Source organism: Vibrio qingdaonensis (assembly GCF_026191675.1).
GTDB lineage: Bacteria > Pseudomonadota > Gammaproteobacteria > Enterobacterales > Vibrionaceae > Vibrio > Vibrio qingdaonensis.
Window position 1 is genome coordinate 37,643 of the sequence record NZ_JAKRRY010000031.1, and the last position, 16,262, is coordinate 53,904.

Annotated in this window: 15 protein-coding genes; 7 read left to right on the forward strand and 8 right to left on the reverse strand. The window is 42.6% G+C overall.

What is annotated here, in order from left to right; translation table 11 throughout:
* Window positions 1–33: 33 nt before the first annotated feature.
* Together MD535_RS19130 and MD535_RS19135 are read right to left on the reverse strand one after the other, a co-directional pair.
* Window positions 34–219, reverse strand: a complete 186-nt coding sequence (locus tag MD535_RS19130) for a hypothetical protein (RefSeq protein WP_250618127.1) — start codon at window positions 217–219, stop codon at window positions 34–36.
* Window positions 220–312: 93 nt separating this feature from the next.
* On the reverse strand, window positions 313–1,833 hold the full coding sequence (locus MD535_RS19135) for a fumarate hydratase (RefSeq protein WP_265676667.1): 1,521 nt from the start codon (window positions 1,831–1,833) through the stop codon (window positions 313–315).
* A gap of 187 nt (window positions 1,834–2,020) precedes the next feature.
* Here MD535_RS19135 and pabB point away from each other — a divergent pair, with 187 nt between their 5' ends.
* Window positions 2,021–3,415: an aminodeoxychorismate synthase component I gene (pabB, locus tag MD535_RS19140; RefSeq protein ID WP_265676668.1), complete on the forward strand. Its 1,395-nt coding sequence runs from the start codon at window positions 2,021–2,023 to the stop codon at window positions 3,413–3,415.
* A 35-nt stretch (window positions 3,416–3,450) separates the two neighbouring features.
* On the opposite strand, the gene MD535_RS19145 is transcribed toward pabB, so the two are convergent.
* The 4 genes from MD535_RS19145 to MD535_RS19160 all read right to left on the reverse strand — a co-directional run bounded on the left by MD535_RS19145 (window position 3,451) and on the right by MD535_RS19160 (window position 9,246).
* The gene (locus MD535_RS19145; RefSeq protein WP_265676669.1) at window positions 3,451–5,145 is read right to left on the reverse strand and encodes an ATP-binding protein; all 1,695 of its coding nucleotides are present in this window, start codon (window positions 5,143–5,145) and stop codon (window positions 3,451–3,453) included.
* Between the two features lie 7 nt (window positions 5,146–5,152).
* Window positions 5,153–5,692 carry a heme NO-binding domain-containing protein gene (locus tag MD535_RS19150; protein WP_265676670.1) on the reverse strand — a complete coding sequence of 180 codons (540 nt, stop codon included), beginning with the start codon at window positions 5,690–5,692 and terminating at the stop codon, window positions 5,153–5,155.
* A gap of 124 nt (window positions 5,693–5,816) precedes the next feature.
* The gene (locus tag MD535_RS19155) at window positions 5,817–7,271 is read right to left on the reverse strand and encodes a hypothetical protein (RefSeq protein ID WP_265676671.1); all 1,455 of its coding nucleotides are present in this window, start codon (window positions 7,269–7,271) and stop codon (window positions 5,817–5,819) included.
* Between the two features lies 1 nt (window position 7,272).
* Window positions 7,273–9,246 (reverse strand): EAL domain-containing protein, encoded by a 1,974-nt coding sequence (locus tag MD535_RS19160; protein ID WP_265676672.1) that lies wholly within the window; start codon window positions 9,244–9,246, stop codon window positions 7,273–7,275.
* A 341-nt stretch (window positions 9,247–9,587) separates the two neighbouring features.
* Between MD535_RS19160 and MD535_RS19165 the strand changes: the two genes are divergently transcribed.
* Together MD535_RS19165 and MD535_RS19170 are read left to right on the forward strand one after the other, a co-directional pair.
* Complete coding sequence (locus MD535_RS19165) at window positions 9,588–9,965, forward strand: hypothetical protein (RefSeq protein ID WP_265676673.1); 378 nt, start codon at window positions 9,588–9,590, stop codon at window positions 9,963–9,965.
* Window positions 9,966–10,063: 98 nt separating this feature from the next.
* Window positions 10,064–10,426, forward strand: coding sequence for a hypothetical protein (locus tag MD535_RS19170; RefSeq protein ID WP_265676674.1), 363 nt, complete (start codon window positions 10,064–10,066; stop codon window positions 10,424–10,426).
* A 225-nt stretch (window positions 10,427–10,651) separates the two neighbouring features.
* Here MD535_RS19170 and MD535_RS19175 read toward each other — a convergent pair whose 3' ends face one another.
* The gene (locus tag MD535_RS19175) at window positions 10,652–11,536 is read right to left on the reverse strand and encodes a sigma-70 family RNA polymerase sigma factor (protein WP_265676675.1); all 885 of its coding nucleotides are present in this window, start codon (window positions 11,534–11,536) and stop codon (window positions 10,652–10,654) included.
* A 333-nt stretch (window positions 11,537–11,869) separates the two neighbouring features.
* Between MD535_RS19175 and MD535_RS19180 the strand changes: the two genes are divergently transcribed.
* The 4 genes from MD535_RS19180 (at window position 11,870) to MD535_RS19195 (ending at window position 15,757) form a co-directional block, all read left to right on the forward strand.
* A complete protein-coding gene (locus tag MD535_RS19180; protein WP_265676676.1) occupies window positions 11,870–12,205 on the forward strand; it encodes an Hpt domain-containing protein in 336 nt (111 codons plus the stop codon).
* A 6-nt stretch (window positions 12,206–12,211) separates the two neighbouring features.
* Window positions 12,212–12,805 (forward strand): CoA pyrophosphatase, encoded by a 594-nt coding sequence (locus MD535_RS19185; RefSeq protein WP_265676677.1) that lies wholly within the window; start codon window positions 12,212–12,214, stop codon window positions 12,803–12,805.
* Window positions 12,806–13,057: 252 nt separating this feature from the next.
* Window positions 13,058–14,308 carry an aromatic amino acid transport family protein gene (locus MD535_RS19190; RefSeq protein ID WP_265676678.1) on the forward strand — a complete coding sequence of 417 codons (1,251 nt, stop codon included), beginning with the start codon at window positions 13,058–13,060 and terminating at the stop codon, window positions 14,306–14,308.
* Between the two features lie 87 nt (window positions 14,309–14,395).
* Entirely contained in the window at window positions 14,396–15,757 is a 1,362-nt protein-coding gene (locus tag MD535_RS19195; RefSeq protein ID WP_265676679.1) for an L-serine ammonia-lyase, read from the forward strand.
* An 88-nt stretch (window positions 15,758–15,845) separates the two neighbouring features.
* Here MD535_RS19195 and queD read toward each other — a convergent pair whose 3' ends face one another.
* Complete coding sequence (gene queD / locus MD535_RS19200) at window positions 15,846–16,208, reverse strand: 6-carboxytetrahydropterin synthase QueD (RefSeq protein ID WP_265676680.1); 363 nt, start codon at window positions 16,206–16,208, stop codon at window positions 15,846–15,848.
* Between the last annotated feature and the right edge of the window lie 54 nt (window positions 16,209–16,262).

The following is a 16,262-nucleotide window of genomic DNA, read 5'->3' on the forward strand; positions in this document are numbered from 1 at the left end:
CAGAGGTTTTAATAAAAAAGCGTAGGATTTCGCTTAATCGTCTTCGATCAATTTGTAGATAACGAAGAGTGCAATTTCAAGAAGCGCAGTCAATACACAGACCATCGTTACATACTTCTCATTGAAGATGCTGACACCATGAAAGATCAGATCGTAGCCAACAAAAAAACCGACGATGAGCAGTACTGCAATTTGTAATATTTGTATAAATCGAGGCATTCGCGCGCTCTCCTTCGTTATTTTTTCAGTATACTGCTGAATTATAGATAAAAAAGAGAATATGTCTGCACATACCCTCTTATTATTTTCCGTCTATGATGCGCTTTCAGCCTCAGCAATTTTCACTTTCCAAGTATCTGGTCCAATTTGGTGAGCATTCGCCCCTGTTGAGTCAACCGCAACCGTGACCGGCATATCTTCAACTTCAAACTCATAAATCGCTTCCATACCGAGATCTTCAAACGCCACAACACGAGCTTTCTTAATCGCTTTAGCTACGAGATATGCAGCACCACCCACCGCCATTAGATACACCGCTTTGTGCTCTTTAATGGATTGAACGGTCGCCGGTCCACGTTCTGCTTTACCAATCATTCCCATGATGCCAGTGTCATTGAGCATCATATCGGTAAACTTATCCATACGCGTCGAAGTCGTCGGTCCTGCCGGACCAACAGCTTCATCACCCACGGCATCAACAGGACCAACGTAGTAAATGAATTTGCCTTTAAAGTCCACGCCTTCAGGTAAACCTTCACCACTTTCTAACATCCCTTGAATACGCTTATGCGCCGCGTCGCGACCCGTCAGAATTTTGCCAGAAAGCAGAACCGTTTCGCCAGTTTTCCATTCTTGAACGTCTTCTTTTGTTACGTCATCGAGGTTCACACGACGCGTATTCGCGCCCGCTTCCCAAGTAATATCCGGCCACTCTTCCAATTTAGGTGGCGTAAGTTCAGCAGGACCACTTCCATCAAGAGTAAAATGGACATGACGCGTTGCGGCACAATTGGGGATAAGACAGACGGGCTTGGAAGCGGCATGCGTCGGCGCGGTTTTGATTTTCACATCAACAACCGTCGTCAATCCGCCTAAGCCTTGAGCACCAATACCAAGTTTATTCACACGGTTAAAAATATCGAGTCGAAGTTCTTCTTCTGCGTTTTCGGCACCTTTATCAATAAGCTCTTGAATATCGATATGCTCCATCAGCGATTCTTTGGCTAGTACCGCCGCTTTTTCTGCGGTACCACCAATCCCTATTCCAAGCATACCCGGAGGACACCAACCTGCGCCCATTGTCGGCAAGGTTTTTTCTACCCACTCCGCAACGTCATCTGATGGGTTTAGCATCACCATTTTCGTTTTGTTCTCTGAACCGCCGCCTTTCGCCGCAATCTGAATTTCTACTTTATCACCTGGTACCATATTAATGTGTACTACTGCGGGTGTGTTGTCTTTGGTATTAATTCGCTTACCGGCAGGATCGGCGAGCACTGAAGCGCGCAACGGGTTATCTGGATTCGTATAAGCTTGTCGCACCCCTTCATCGACCATCTGTTGGACGGTAAGATCTGACTCCCATTGGACATTCATACCAATGTTAACAAAACACGTCACAATACCCGTATCTTGGCAAATTGGTCGATGACCTTCCGCAGACATTCGAGAGTTGATCAAAATCTGTGCAATCGCATCTTTTGCCGCTTGGCTCTCTTCTTTTTGATACGCTTTGTCCAACGCCTGAACAAAATCGAGAGGGTGATAGTACGAGATGTACTGCAATGCATCAGCGACACTACTGATTACGTCTTCTTTACGAATAATCGCCATTGAATACCTCTTTATTCTAATTGCTTCCTGTAAGACGGACTTCTAATAAACTATTTCCTTGTTTATAACAGGCTAAACCCCATTAAATTCAAGGATAAATGTCCAACTTTTTATTGTGAAAATATGATACTCTTGCTTTCCTCTATGCGCCACGTGTGCGACAACGTTTCTGTCACAATTTACACAAATGAATACAAAAGAACTGCAACCTATTCAATTCCTTGACGTTCCTTATCAAGAAGATCTTGCCAAACACTACTTTGCCGCGATTGAAGCTCAGCCTTGGTCGATGTTGCTTAAATCTTCATCTTTGAATCATGAAAATGGCCGATTTGATATTCTCGTCAGTAATCCAATAGCCACATTAGTCACTCACGATTCAACAACCACATTAACGCATGATGCAGTGATCGACCCTAGCCACTCAAGACAAGAAACCATTGTTAGCCATAGTCAGCAAGACCCCTTTCTCTTAGTTGAAAGCGCCATTCAAGACCATATTGGTCCGATAAATTACGATTCAAAATGGCCGTTTCTAGGGGGGGCACTAGGCTACTTTGCCTATGACCTAGGACGACGAGTTGAAGACCTTCCTGAATTGTCACGTCATGATATTCATGCGCCAGATATGGCGGTAGGCATTTACGACTGGGCTCTGATTGTCGATCATCAAGACAAAGAAGCGGTCGTCATTGGTCGTCACGCCAATGAGAAACTTAAGTGGCTGCAAGCTCAGAAAACAGCACCAATTGCGCCGTTTACGCGAACATCGGACTGGCTGACCAACATGTGCCACACTGATTACGCAACTAAATTTTCAGCGGTTCAGCAATACCTGCAAGCAGGAGATTGCTACCAAATTAACCTCGCTCAACGCTGGCAAGCCGATTATCAAGGTAGTGAGTGGCAAGCTTTCCTGAAACTTGACCAACAAAACCAAGCCCCTTTTAGCGCTTTTATTCGTCTAGACGACATTGCTGTATTGAGCGTATCGCCAGAGCGTTTCTTACAGGTTAACGACAAACAAATTGAGACGAAACCAATCAAAGGAACACGTCCACGCAGCCTTGATTCAAAGCAAGACCAAGCGAATGCGGTTGAGTTAGTAAATGCAGAAAAGGACCAAGCCGAGAACTTGATGATCGTCGATTTACTTCGCAATGATATTGGTCGCGTTGCCAAACCAGGTAGCGTCAAAGTACCCAAGCTGTTTGCCATTGAGAGCTTTCCCGCCGTTCACCACTTAGTCAGTACGATTACCGCGACGCTAGATGACAAGTTCAACGCCATTGACCTATTAAGAGCGAGCTTTCCCGGGGGGTCAATTACCGGTGCGCCTAAAATTCGGGCCATGGAAATAATTGAAGAATTGGAACCTCACCGTCGGCATATATACTGCGGCAGTATTGGCTATATCAGCGCTCATGGCGTCATGGATACGAGTATTACGATTAGAACGTTAGCGGCCTATGAAGGTAAACTTCACGCTTGGGCGGGGGGCGGAATTGTTGCCGATAGTCAATGCGAAGCAGAGTATCAAGAGACCTTTGATAAGCTAGCTAAAATCCTACCTATCCTGTAACCCCACTTTATTAGGCCACTGTCTTCTATATTCACTTAAGCTAAGTTAGGGTTCCATTTCGTCAGCGTTTTTACGAGATCTTTTGCGGTATAGGGTTTGGACAAAATATCGTCCATCCCTACATCAAAGCATGTTTGCCTTTCTTCCCTTGTCGTGCCAGCAGTCAATGCCACGATAGGGTTTTGATACTGCTCGGCACGCAATATTCGGGTGGCCTCAAATCCATCCATGACTGGCATACGGCAGTCCATAAAAATAAGGTCATACTGACGCTTTCTTGCACAGTCAACCGCTTCAACACCATTCACGGCCACATCATGGGAAATCGCCAATTTACTTAGCATCTTCGTAATAATGACTTGATTAAGCTTAATATCATCAACAACCAGCACTTTCATTGTTGATAAATCAAAGGATGCTGACGCTCCGTTCTCTACTCTTTGCGAATGGATTTCAGCCGTTTCAACGTTAAGCGGCAAAACCACTTTAAAGACCGTACCAACGCCTAATTCACTGCTAAGGGAGATGCTGCCACCCATTAATTCGACTAAACGTTTACAAATCGCCAGACCCAAGCCCGTTCCTTCATAATTTCTTGAGCTCGAACGATCGGCTTGAGTAAACGGCTGAAACAATTTTTCTTGAGCAGAGTCACTAATCCCAATACCAGTATCAGAAATACGGAACACGTAGTTCCCATTTTCTTCTTCAATGTTCAAGTGGACATGCCCACGATCGGTGAACTTAACCGCATTTCCTAGCAGATTAACCAGAACCTGAGTCAAGCGCTCCTGATCGGCACATATGATTTTGTCATCTAAGCATTGTGCGTCGATACTAAAGTTCAGTTGTTTCTCTGTTGTTTTGTGCTCAAAAATACTTTGCAACATACTATCGATATTGTACCAACGAAATTCAGAATCAATCAGCTCTAACATCCCGGCATTAATCTTACTGAAATCGAGAAGGTCATTAATAATGGTGCGCAGCATCAAGCCTGATTGGCTTAGGTTTTGGTGCAGGTCTTTTTGCGAGTCAGTAAGCTTGGTATCGGCTAATAGCTCAACACTGCCTAGCAAGCCATTAAGTGGCGTTCTAAGCTCATGGTTTATCATCGCCAAAAACTCTCGAGTCGCTCGCTCAGACGCTTCTGCTCGCTCTTTCGATTCAACTAAGCGAAGGGTGATCAGATTACGATAAATTGAACTTGATAGTAACTCACCAACCGAGGACATTTGGCTATGAACAAAGCCCATATCGACTGAGGATTGAGACACGATCAAATTAATTGAACCAATTTGTTTTTGCTCCACCTCGATTGGGATACTCGTGTTGATATGCGCATCCCCTTCCAGTATGACTTTAGGAGGACCTGAGACATAAGAAGGTAACTTTAATGAAGGTAAAGTATCAGGGGCTAACGTAATAGAACATTCTATACTTTCAGAGATTTCATCCAGTTGCTTGACCACATCGAGCAGTAATACATCATCAATATTCGTTCGCAAAAACAACCGACCAAAGTAAATCAATATTTTTTCAACGCGCTGCTGTAACTCTAAACGTTTAAAGCTCGCTTCTGAGCGCTGCTCGACTTGCTTAAGTGCCACTTCAAGTTTCTGATTGGCATAGAACAACTCAAGGCTTTTTTCTTCCAATAACTTCTCAGCGGCCTGACGGGCAGCCTTTTCACGCTTTAGTTTTCTTTCGATTGCTGCTTGACTAGGCATAGGGTTCTCAAGATAGCGTCAAATGAAAGCGAACCACACTATTGTCGTCTGTTTGTGGGACCATATTAACCTCTATTGTTTCACCAAAATGATTCGCACATCCTTCGATCAAACCCAAGCAAACGTGCGACATGCATCGTGCGCTCTCATAATCCATAACCATTTCGGATTCATTTTCACTAATAAAATGAAACTTCGGCGGCTGTGCGTCGGCATACAACTTTTTCACTTCCACATGAATATAGTTTTCTACATGGCGAATAAATTGAAACGTAGAGTCACTGTTATTGATCCCTGCATTATTAGGTAATGACCGTAACAACGCATTAAAGACGGTTTGACCGAAAACCTGTTGCAATGTTGCGGGATCAATATTGGTTTTTTTACTTAGATTCACAATGAGTTTCACCAAATCTCTATGGTCATAACTGCCCACCGAGGTATATATCCCCTCATCCCCTGACATTTCGAGGACATCATCCAAAACATCCAAACCAAACTTTTCTTCAACCAACTCCATGAACTCAGTAAAGATAATTCCTTTCATCTACGTTCTCCTTGCTTGCCGTTTGAATGTGTCACTATTATTCTTCCACAGTAAAAGTATTAGAAGAATATCACGATAAATCAACACTATTGACGTAAGTAATAACGTTGTTCACTGGTACGAGTTAGATTGTTATGGAAGAAAAACCAATCGAGCCATCATCAAAGCTCACAGTCAAATTTAAACTAATTTGGTCAGCCGATTCACTCGTCCACACTGAACAAAAGTTGGTACTATTTGCGGTAATAAGAGCCTGGTGACAACTCAAATCAACGTCTCGAATTTTCTTGGATGTGCGTTGACTCACTAATTGTTCAATTTCACGTCGACAGACTTGCCAATGATTTTCTTCCTGCCTTTTCACACAGTTTTGGTAAACGAGATTAGGCATAAAAATCAGTTCAAAGGACAATAAGGCGTCCGACTCACAAGAGTAAGATGGCCTGACCGAGATTTTTTCACGTCCTGTTCCATTATTAGGAATGGTGAGTCTAAAAATATCAGTACACGATTTCTGTACTGCAAGCCTGTCGGAATAATCTAAATTAACCGTATCGCCATCAACATTTGGTGTTGCAATTGCACTCCGTAGATCAGACTTATTAATTTCAATTGCACACCACTTTTTCATTGTATGACTCAGTCTGGCAATATTGCTGTCATTCTCACCCGGTATAGCAACGCCAACCCCAACCATATCTACCGCATCTGAAATATTATATAAAAGCAGATCGGGAACCTTTCCAACCAAGTTAGCGTAATTTATTTCAAATGCGCCGCTTGGTTGTGGTTCGAATATCGCCCCCTGAACCAAAGAATACAACGCCTCAACAAACAAAATGGGACTCGCCAACTGGTCGGTATTTTCTAACAATTGCCGTTGCTCAAACGTACAGCGACTGGCCGATGATGGAAATAGCAATCGCTGCGGGATAACGGTTGAAAACAAGGTAACGTCAACCACGAGCCTTTGCTGAATTAGTGTTTTCTGGGTTACGTTAAACAAGGACACATCGAGTATGCAACGTCGAGGCGTTATACCTCGGTCCGCATAATCTTGCATGACAACACAATACTGCGCGGTTTGTTTAACCGTATAACCCAAAGACGGGCTCGATACCGTCATAATACGCAAATGGTCACTGACTGATACCGGTACTCCTAACGCATCAGCAAACTGCCGCTTAGATATAAATACCGAATGATCACTTAATATTGAATAAGAAAATGTCGGTTTTTGGGAGTTTATACGACTAAATTGCTCGGGAACGTGTCTATGAACACGATGAATAAGGTGGCAGTCGACACCGATAACAACGCCCTCTACCATACAACGTAAGTGAATCTCGCCAGTAAACCCATCGGTAGGAATGAAGCCATATATCCCATGGCCAAAGTCTTTTAATACTCCACCTGAGTGCTCACATACAACAAGCTCCGGAGATAGCTGGTTTAATGCAATGCTCTCAGAAAATAAATACTGCTCGGTAAACACAAACATGCCGCAGGGAAGTTGCACTATCGTCCTGGTATCTGCCGCATTCTCAAAGGGGGGCGATATCGATTCAAAGTCTGTCATATCAGCACATGACCCTCTCTGTAGAGTTAGAGAGTAATCCCTTCACCTGATGCGGCGTCATCGGACGATAAAACAAATAGCCCTGAATGTAGTCAATACCAATATTTGTTAGTACTTCTAACTCAGCTTCGGTTTCAACACCTTCCGCCACCACTTTAATATTCAAATCATGTGATAACTGCGCTAACATTTTTACCGCGAAGTATTTCTGCTTGCTATCCTGAATGTTTGAAATGAATTTTTTATCAATTTTCAATTCATCAAAGTCGAAATCACTAAAGTAAGAAAATGACGCATTTCCCGTACCAAAATCGTCCACCGCTATTTTGACACCCGATGACCGAATGGTTTCTATTAATGTTTCGTTTTTACTGTTATTGGTAAAATAGGACGTTTCGGTTATTTCAATTGTGACGAGACCATTATCAATCAACGACGAATTGATCAGCTCAAAAATATCATAGAGATGTTCAGAATACTCTCCTGACTCTGCAAGTGAACAGTTTAGAGAGATCGACACGGCTTCAGCTCTTGTTGCTTGAATCTTTAGCAATTCCTCTATCGCTCGCTCAGCCACTATGAGATCAAGCTCTGAAATGAGCTTTAGATCTTCCGCTAAGTAAATCACCTCCTGAACGGTATAATTTATACCTTCAAACCTAAACCGACATAACGCTTCCAATTTGGCCACTTTTCCTGTCGACAAATCTACAATAGGCTGAAAGTTAACATCAATGTCCTTATCTCTAATCGCGTCAATTAACAAGCGCTCTAAGTGCCGCCTTCTAATATTCGCTTTGATCAACGTTTCATCATAAAAGTTAATATTGCTCGTTCCTACTTCATGGGCATACATTGCTTGCAATGACTGTGAGATCACTTCATCGACACTATCTTTATTCCCTCCATGAAGGGCTACCCCGATTTTCCCTTCAGAGATATCTTTAATTAAGTGATCCTCTAAATACGCCCTAAGACCAGCAAAAAACTGCCCAACGCTGGTGTTTATCGTAAGTAAGTTCTGCCCATCGGTATTTCTAGTCCTAATTAGGACTAGAAATGTATTATTGCCTAAATAACCAAAGCTCTCTTTATTATGAAAATCACTCAGTGCGAGTAACACTTTGTCACGTGATGCCTGTTCAAGACCAGAATAAAAACTGGGTTGAAAAGCCAATACTACAAACTTATCGGTACGGTGAGATAAATCCTGCGCTTTTTTACGAAAAGACATTTCATCAAGTACACGTTTGGAGATGTCCATACCATCGCTGGACATCGAGCTGCGACCTCGAAGATCAAAGTCAGTACGAAACGTATAGATGTACAAACTCTGAGAATTGACTAATTGAATTTGTCGCACATTCACCATTTCGAGCATCGTTTTATTGTCTTTAGACCGTGTCGCCATTGCACCTTGCCATTTATCAGAGCAAGTAATGGCTTGTTTGAATGCTTCAATATGCGCACGATTTTGATGGAATAAACTAATGTCGGTGATGTTGTGTCCCAGCATCGTAATGGCGGAGACTGAATGTTGCTGACACAGCGTTTCATTTACAAAGATAACGTCATGGTTATGGTTTGCGATCATCACTCCCCCCATTCGTTCATCGAGTAGCTGCTCAATAAGAGTGAGTACACTAATGGAGTCGATTGCCTTTGAAAGTACGGTGGCACAACCCTTAATCTTGCCATCAAGTACCAGATAAACTTCAAACTTGACGATCATTACATCCGCTTCCGCAGTTCGTAGCGCTACCGATGTGGCTTCCGGTTTGCCACTGAACTCTACATTTCGGATTAGGCTCTGCAATTGATTGATTGTCTCTAATGAGGGTGCTTGTACGTGGTCACGAATGCCATCGAGCGACAGTAGCTTCTGCCAAAATGCCGCCGTCGATATGACATACGCCATATCGGACAGTGCTTCGGTCCAGAATATTTTTCCTTTACTCTTTGTGCTTGCTACCATGACGTCTCTCTTATAAAACGTTATATATTATAATGTTGTGTCAAACGCACTGTATAAAATCTGATAGATAAAAACTATTGTATGAGAACAGTGTTGCATCAAGTCGAATAAGCCTACTTTCAAACTAGGAAAAATGCGTAAAAAATCAAGCCAAGCCCACTCAACTCCCTATTTGAGTTCCCTAATGACCGAGAGGGGGTAAGAGCTCTTGATGTCAGAGATTCAACCGACTGTGTGACGTTCATCTCGTTCCTTTAACAAAATTCTACTTTATCAATAACTCACTTGAATCAATCAAAAACACTCCTAGTTTAGTGATATCCCAAGCTTAACGAGAACGTGTGATGAACTATATTTATGTGTCTGATATATATGACGATCATTATATTTCTTCCCCTCCTTTGAGGCGCTTAAGTGAAAAAGAGGTGCCGGAAGAAGAGATTGAGATTAGAGATATCTTGTTATGTTGGTACGAAGCAGGGTTTTTACCACTTCAGCATTCAAGACAATTGCCATCAGAGTTTCTTGATAGCAAAATGACATTTGAACGACTAACCCGCACACTAAATAGACTAATGAAATGCAAAGCGTATTTTTTTGCCGTAAAACGCGTTATTTCAATGTGGAATAGTGATTCACTTGAGTGTCGATATCTTACCTACTTGCTCCACAAGCACTCACAAGGTTCACAGCTCGTCGGTGATTGCTTTCTTCCATAAATTGACTTGGCGCTTTTGTGAGACAACTCATTAATGACTAGGATATCAATAGAGATATTATGCTGAGCGTGTTAATATCGTGTTAAAAGGTCAACCATATGATTTTTATGTATAAGTTCGTTACCGACAAACTGGACACTCAATATATCCAATTACCTCCAACTGACCGTGAATTGGATCACGCAGACATCCCTCTTGAAGAAATAGAGATGAGAGAAATGCTGTCCGCGTGGTATGACACGGCCTATCTACCTTTAGTCACCGCAAACAGCCTGGGAGACAGTAACCAACAAGAAAGTGCTCGCTTAAAGAAAGTAGAGACCACATTGTTGTTTGTACTGAAAAATAGAGTTTATCGAGCAGCATTCGAGCGTATCTTAACGACGATGACAGCATCAACAAGTCGAGAGCGCCTGTTAAGATTACTAGCCGATTCAAAAGGACGTTACTCAGTACAGTAATAACGACGAAGAACGAGGTGACGGGTGTTAGCTAACATGTTTATTGACTGGGGTGCAGGCACTTAAAGACGATTCCTACGGGCGTGCAGCTGCCATAAATAAACGGGTTTTTCTGCAAAGTATGCATTTTTAGTGAAGCGTTTGGGGGACGGCTCGGTCTACGCCAACGTTCATACCACCCTCGCCGTATCACGACTCCCCGCTGAAACTATAGGCTCATTACCTTTAGTTAATCCAACCATCAAACTTGAGTTTAGTTTGAAGCTTTGCCACCCCTTCTTGCTGCAGTTGTCGTACTCGCTCTTTCGACAACCCATATTTTTCACCGAGTGCTTCTAAAGTAAGGATTTCTTTGCCAAACAAGCCAAAACGATGAATGACAATATCCTTATATTTGTCTGGTAGTGTCATGATGACTTGCTCTAGGTTATTCAGTAATTTTTCATCATAACAGACCTCATAAGGCTCAGGTATTGCCTCTGATCGACAGTTATCCAGTGACAAATACGCTTTATCGATAGTATCTACTGAAGAGCTAGACTCGATAAAACCACTCATATGAATCAATTCACTAATGTGATTTTGCGACTTGTCCGCTTTGGCCGCAATTTCTTTCACTGAAGGTGCGCGCTTTAAATCGGCGCTCATTTTATTGGTCTGTTTAGATAAACGATTTATTTCTTTAATAACATGGACGGGTAATCGAACCGTTCTCCCGGTATTCATCAAAGAAGACTCGATACTTTCACGTATCCACCACACGGCGTACGTACTAAAACGAAACCCTTTATCAGGGTCAAATTTGTCTACCGCCTTCATCAGCCCTAGATTCCCTTCTTCAATAAGATCTAAGATTGTATGATTACTCAACCCTCGCTTGGTGTAACCCCTGGCTATTTTTACGACAAGTCTTAAATTAGATTCAATTAGCACATCCCTTGCGGACTTTTCACCACTTCGAGCCAATGTTGCATAATGAAATTCTTGCTCGGGTGTAAGTAAGTCAATCCCCACAACATCACTGATGTACTTCGAGTAAAAGTCGGTACTTTTTTCGGTATAGTCCTTGTTTGTATCTCTTAGACTTGAGTCTTGTATCCGTGTACCCATCACGTGCTCCTTATTGCATTCTCCGACATAAAAGCAACGATCACGTTTGTTAATTATTTGTAAGAATCGCCGCACAAATAAGCATAGGCAGGTTTATTCCATGCATCAAAGTTTAATACCAAAGAATAAGCAAATTAGCGGTAAATCTAGTAGTAAAGTATTAGATTCTCGCCCTGGAAAACTAACGAGTTTAGATGAGAGTTGATTTTAAGAAACCAATGCAGTTTCTATTTTCATTTTCTTGTGAGCTGTACTATTTTGTAACTGTATGAAGTTGAAAAGTAAACGTTAACCAGAGTAAAACTCCCCATAGAATCGTAGAAGGATCTTAGAATGATTGATTTCGAAGTATTACGCAGCTACATGGATAATGACGAAGACATCATCGCTGCAGTGTTTATGGCATTTATGGAAGAACATGAAAATGGCGCAGAAACGGTCCAACACCTTTACCAAACACAAAATTGGGGGGAACTCTTTATCACCGCTCATTCTTTAAAAGGTATCTTAGCGAGCTTTGGTGAGACCAAAGCTGTTGATAAACTAGAGGCGATTGAAGGAACAACTCGTAACAACCAGTCCCCTAATGTTGAAGACATAAACTTTGTTATTGAAGAAATGCAGGTGATAAAAAACCAAATTAATGAATATTTAGCGTCAGTATCGTAAGTCACAATGACTAGGCTTGAATTCCTACAACGCTTTCAACTTCATCAACTGTCCGACTACCACCCGGAATCAAAGCAGCGTTCAGCCCACTTGCAACATGTATCACTGCGGTCTGCTAGTGTGCTCATCGGCCTCGTTGAGCGACAAGGGCGATTACAGGTCATTTTGACTAAAAGAGCCGCTCACCTTAAGCACCATCCGGGTCAAATTAGCTTTCCCGGTGGAAAAGTAGAGCCTAGCGATCCCAATGCACATTTTACAGCTCTTAGAGAAGCAGAAGAAGAAATAGGCCTTCGCTATGATGAAGTAAACATCATCGGTCATTTGCCCGATCTTCTCACTATCAGCCGCTTCCAAGTGACACCCGTTATTGCCTTTGTCGATCCGAACTATCAACCTAAACTGGATAAAAATGAGGTCGACTACCTTTTTGAAGTGCCATTAGAATTTCTTGCTCATACCGCTAACATGGCAACACATCGTTTTAACATCGATGGAAAGAATCATCGTGTTCTCGCGATCCCTTATCAATCCCACTTCATATGGGGAGTGACCGCGCAAATTATTCAAAGTTTACAAACTCAACTCTCGCAACAATAGCGTTACCCCATGCAACAATAGCCGCACAATCCCGCAATAAAAAGCAATCGTTTACGCAATATCGGATTAGATTAACTAATGCCATAGATAGGTAATCTAATCTGTAGCACAGAAAAAACGTGAGCCAACTAACGAATTCATCAGTACAATCAATAGACCCACCCAAACCATGACCTAGATCTAATTTTTACAAGTAAAAACATTGCAAACTCCTCCCGACTTATTTCCTGTTCCCAAAATGAGTAAAACTTAATGACTACTTCAACTTCTACGGCTACAAGCCGCACTTCATCTAAGTGGAATTATAAAGATTTCACTTGGGCTTTATCACTTTTCGGTACTGCAGTTGGTGCCGGTGTACTTTTTCTACCAATTAAAGCGGGTGCTGGTGGTTTTTGGCCATTAGTTATCTTAGCGCTAATTGCTGCGCCAATGACTTGGTTCGCACACAAAAGTTTAGCGCGTTTTGTTCTTTCAGCTAAAAACCCAGATGCAGATATTACCGATACGGTAGAAGAGCATTTCGGTAAAACTGGCGCAAACCTTATTACCTTTGCTTACTTTTTCGCCATTTACCCTATCGTTCTAATTTACGGTGTAGGTATTACCAATACCGTTGATTCATTCCTAGTAAACCAAATGGGTATGGAATCTATCCCTCGCTGGTTACTGTCAGGTTGTTTAATCGCAGCGATGACGTGTGGTGTGGTGTTTGGTAAAGAGCTTATGCTAAAAGCAACCTCAGTGATGGTATACCCACTGGTTGCGATCTTACTTGCTCTTTCACTTTACCTAATCCCTGATTGGAATACTTCAATGGTTAGCGTTAGCCCAGACTGGGGCACAATGCCAGCAGTTATCTGGCTTGCAATCCCTATCATTGTATTCTCATTCAACCACAGCCCAATTATCAGCCAGTTCTCTAAAGAACAGCGTCGTGTCTACGGTGACGATGCCGTTAAGAAAACAGACATGATCACTGGCGGTGCTGCAACAATGCTTATGGGCTTTGTTATGTTCTTCGTATTCTCTGTTGTGTTGTCTCTGTCACCAGAGCAGCTTGCGACAGCACAAGAACAAAACATCAGCGTACTATCTTACTTAGCAAACGTTCATGAATCTCCACTGATTTCTTACCTTGGCCCAATCGTTGCCTTTGCTGCAATTACATCAAGCTACTTTGGTCACTTCCTAGGTGCTCATGAAGGTTTGGTTGGTCTGGGCAAATCACGCTCTGCAATGCCAGTTAAGAAACTTGAAAAAGCGTCTTTGTTATTCATTGTTATCACTACTTGGATTGTTTCTATCATCAACCCAAGCATCCTTGGCATGATTGAAACAATGGGCGCACCAATGATTGCGGCTATCCTGTTCCTAATGCCTGTGTTTGCAATGCGTAAAGTACCAGCAATGGCTAAGTTGAAAACCTCTCCTCCTGTACAAATTTTTACAGCAGTTTGTGGTATTGCGGCAATTACTTCTGTAATCTACGGCGCTTTTTAATTGACTCCATCAATTAAAAAAATAAACAACCTATAACAATAATATAAGCCTCCTCATTAGAGGGGGCTTTGCTAGAGGTAAATCAGTATGATCAGTGTTTTCGATATCTATAAAATTGGTGTTGGTCCTTCAAGCTCGCACACAGTGGGTCCAATGAAGGCAGGTAAAGAGTTTATTGATGACTTACGTTCAATGGGCAAATTACGTGACATCACCAAAATTACCGTAGATGTTTATGGATCACTATCACTGACAGGGAAAGGTCACCACACAGATATTGCAATTATTATGGGCTTGGCTGGTAACTCACCTGAAAAGGTAGATATCGACTCCATTCCTAACTTTATTGCGCGCGTAGAAGAAACTGAGCGTCTTCCCGTTGGCATGCATTGCCATACGGTGTCATTTCCACGCGATGGCGGAATGAACTTTCACTCTTCAAACTTATCGCTCCACGAAAACGGCATGCAAATTCATGCTTGGATAGATGAAGAAGTGGCTTACTCAAAAACGTACTACTCGATCGGCGGTGGTTTCATTGTCGACGAAGAGCATTTCGGTAAAGAAGAAACATCAGCAATCAAAGCACCGTACGAATTTAACACCGCTGAAGAGTTGATCAACCAATGTAAAGAACACGGCTTGTCTATTAGTACCCTTGTCATGGCCAATGAACATGCAATGTACTCTGATGACGAAGTTCGCACCTACTTTGCCAACATCTGGAAAACCATGCGTGAATGTATGGAACGCGGTATGAATACAGAAGGTATTTTGCCAGGTCCATTGCGAGTGCCTCGTCGTGCATCGGCATTACGCCAACAGTTAATCACTTCAGAAAAAACAACAACCGATCCGATGGCTGTTGTAGACTGGGTGAACATGTATGCGTTTGCAGTTAATGAAGAAAATGCTGCTGGTGGCCGTGTAGTGACCGCGCCAACCAATGGTGCGTGTGGCATCATTCCAGCGGTACTCGCGTATTACGATAAGTTTATCCAAACCGTGACTGAAAAAGATTATATTCGCTACTTTGCGGCTTCAGGTGCAGTCGGTGGTTTATATAAACAGAACGCTTCTATTTCTGGCGCTGAGGTTGGCTGTCAGGGTGAAGTGGGCGTTGCTTGCTCCATGGCGGCAGCGGGTCTTGCCGAGCTTATGGGGGGAAGCCCTGAGCAAGTATGTATGGCGGCCGAAATCGCGATGGAACACAACCTAGGGCTCACTTGTGACCCTGTGGCGGGCCAAGTACAAGTACCGTGTATTGAGCGTAACGGCATCGCTGCGGTTAAAGCCATTAATTCAACTCGCATGGCACTTCGCCGCGCCTCAGCACCACGTGTCTCTTTAGACAAAGTGATTGAGACGATGCTTGAAACAGGTAAAGACATGAATGCTAAGTACCGTGAAACCTCGCAAGGTGGTCTAGCGATTAAAGTTGTGTGCTAAACCCAACAATTTACCAGTGAAAACAAAAAACCGAAGCATCAGCTTCGGTTTTTTATTTGCTTAATAGCATATCAATACATTTATCGACCTACTCACCGATATAAATACAACCTGCCGTGCACGTCTCTTTAATTTCTACTTTACTTAGCAATGGCAAGCTTGGCTTGAGCTGTTCCCAAATCCACTTTGCTAGCACTTCACTTGTTGGATTCTCTAACCCTTCAATATCGTTCAAATAGTAGTGATCAAGGCGGTTATAGATTGGCTTGAATGCCGCTTTTATTTCAGAAAAATCAATCACCCAACCAGTGTGTGGATCTACTTCACCTTCAACATAGAGACGCACCAAAAAAGAGTGCCCATGTAAACGTCCGCATTTATGCCCTTCTGGCACATGGGGAAGATGGTGAGCAGCTTCAAACATGAACTCTTTATACAACTCAGTTTTCATAGGGTATCTCTGGTAAAAAATGACACGCAATCCTACTGAAAAGCGAGCAGTATC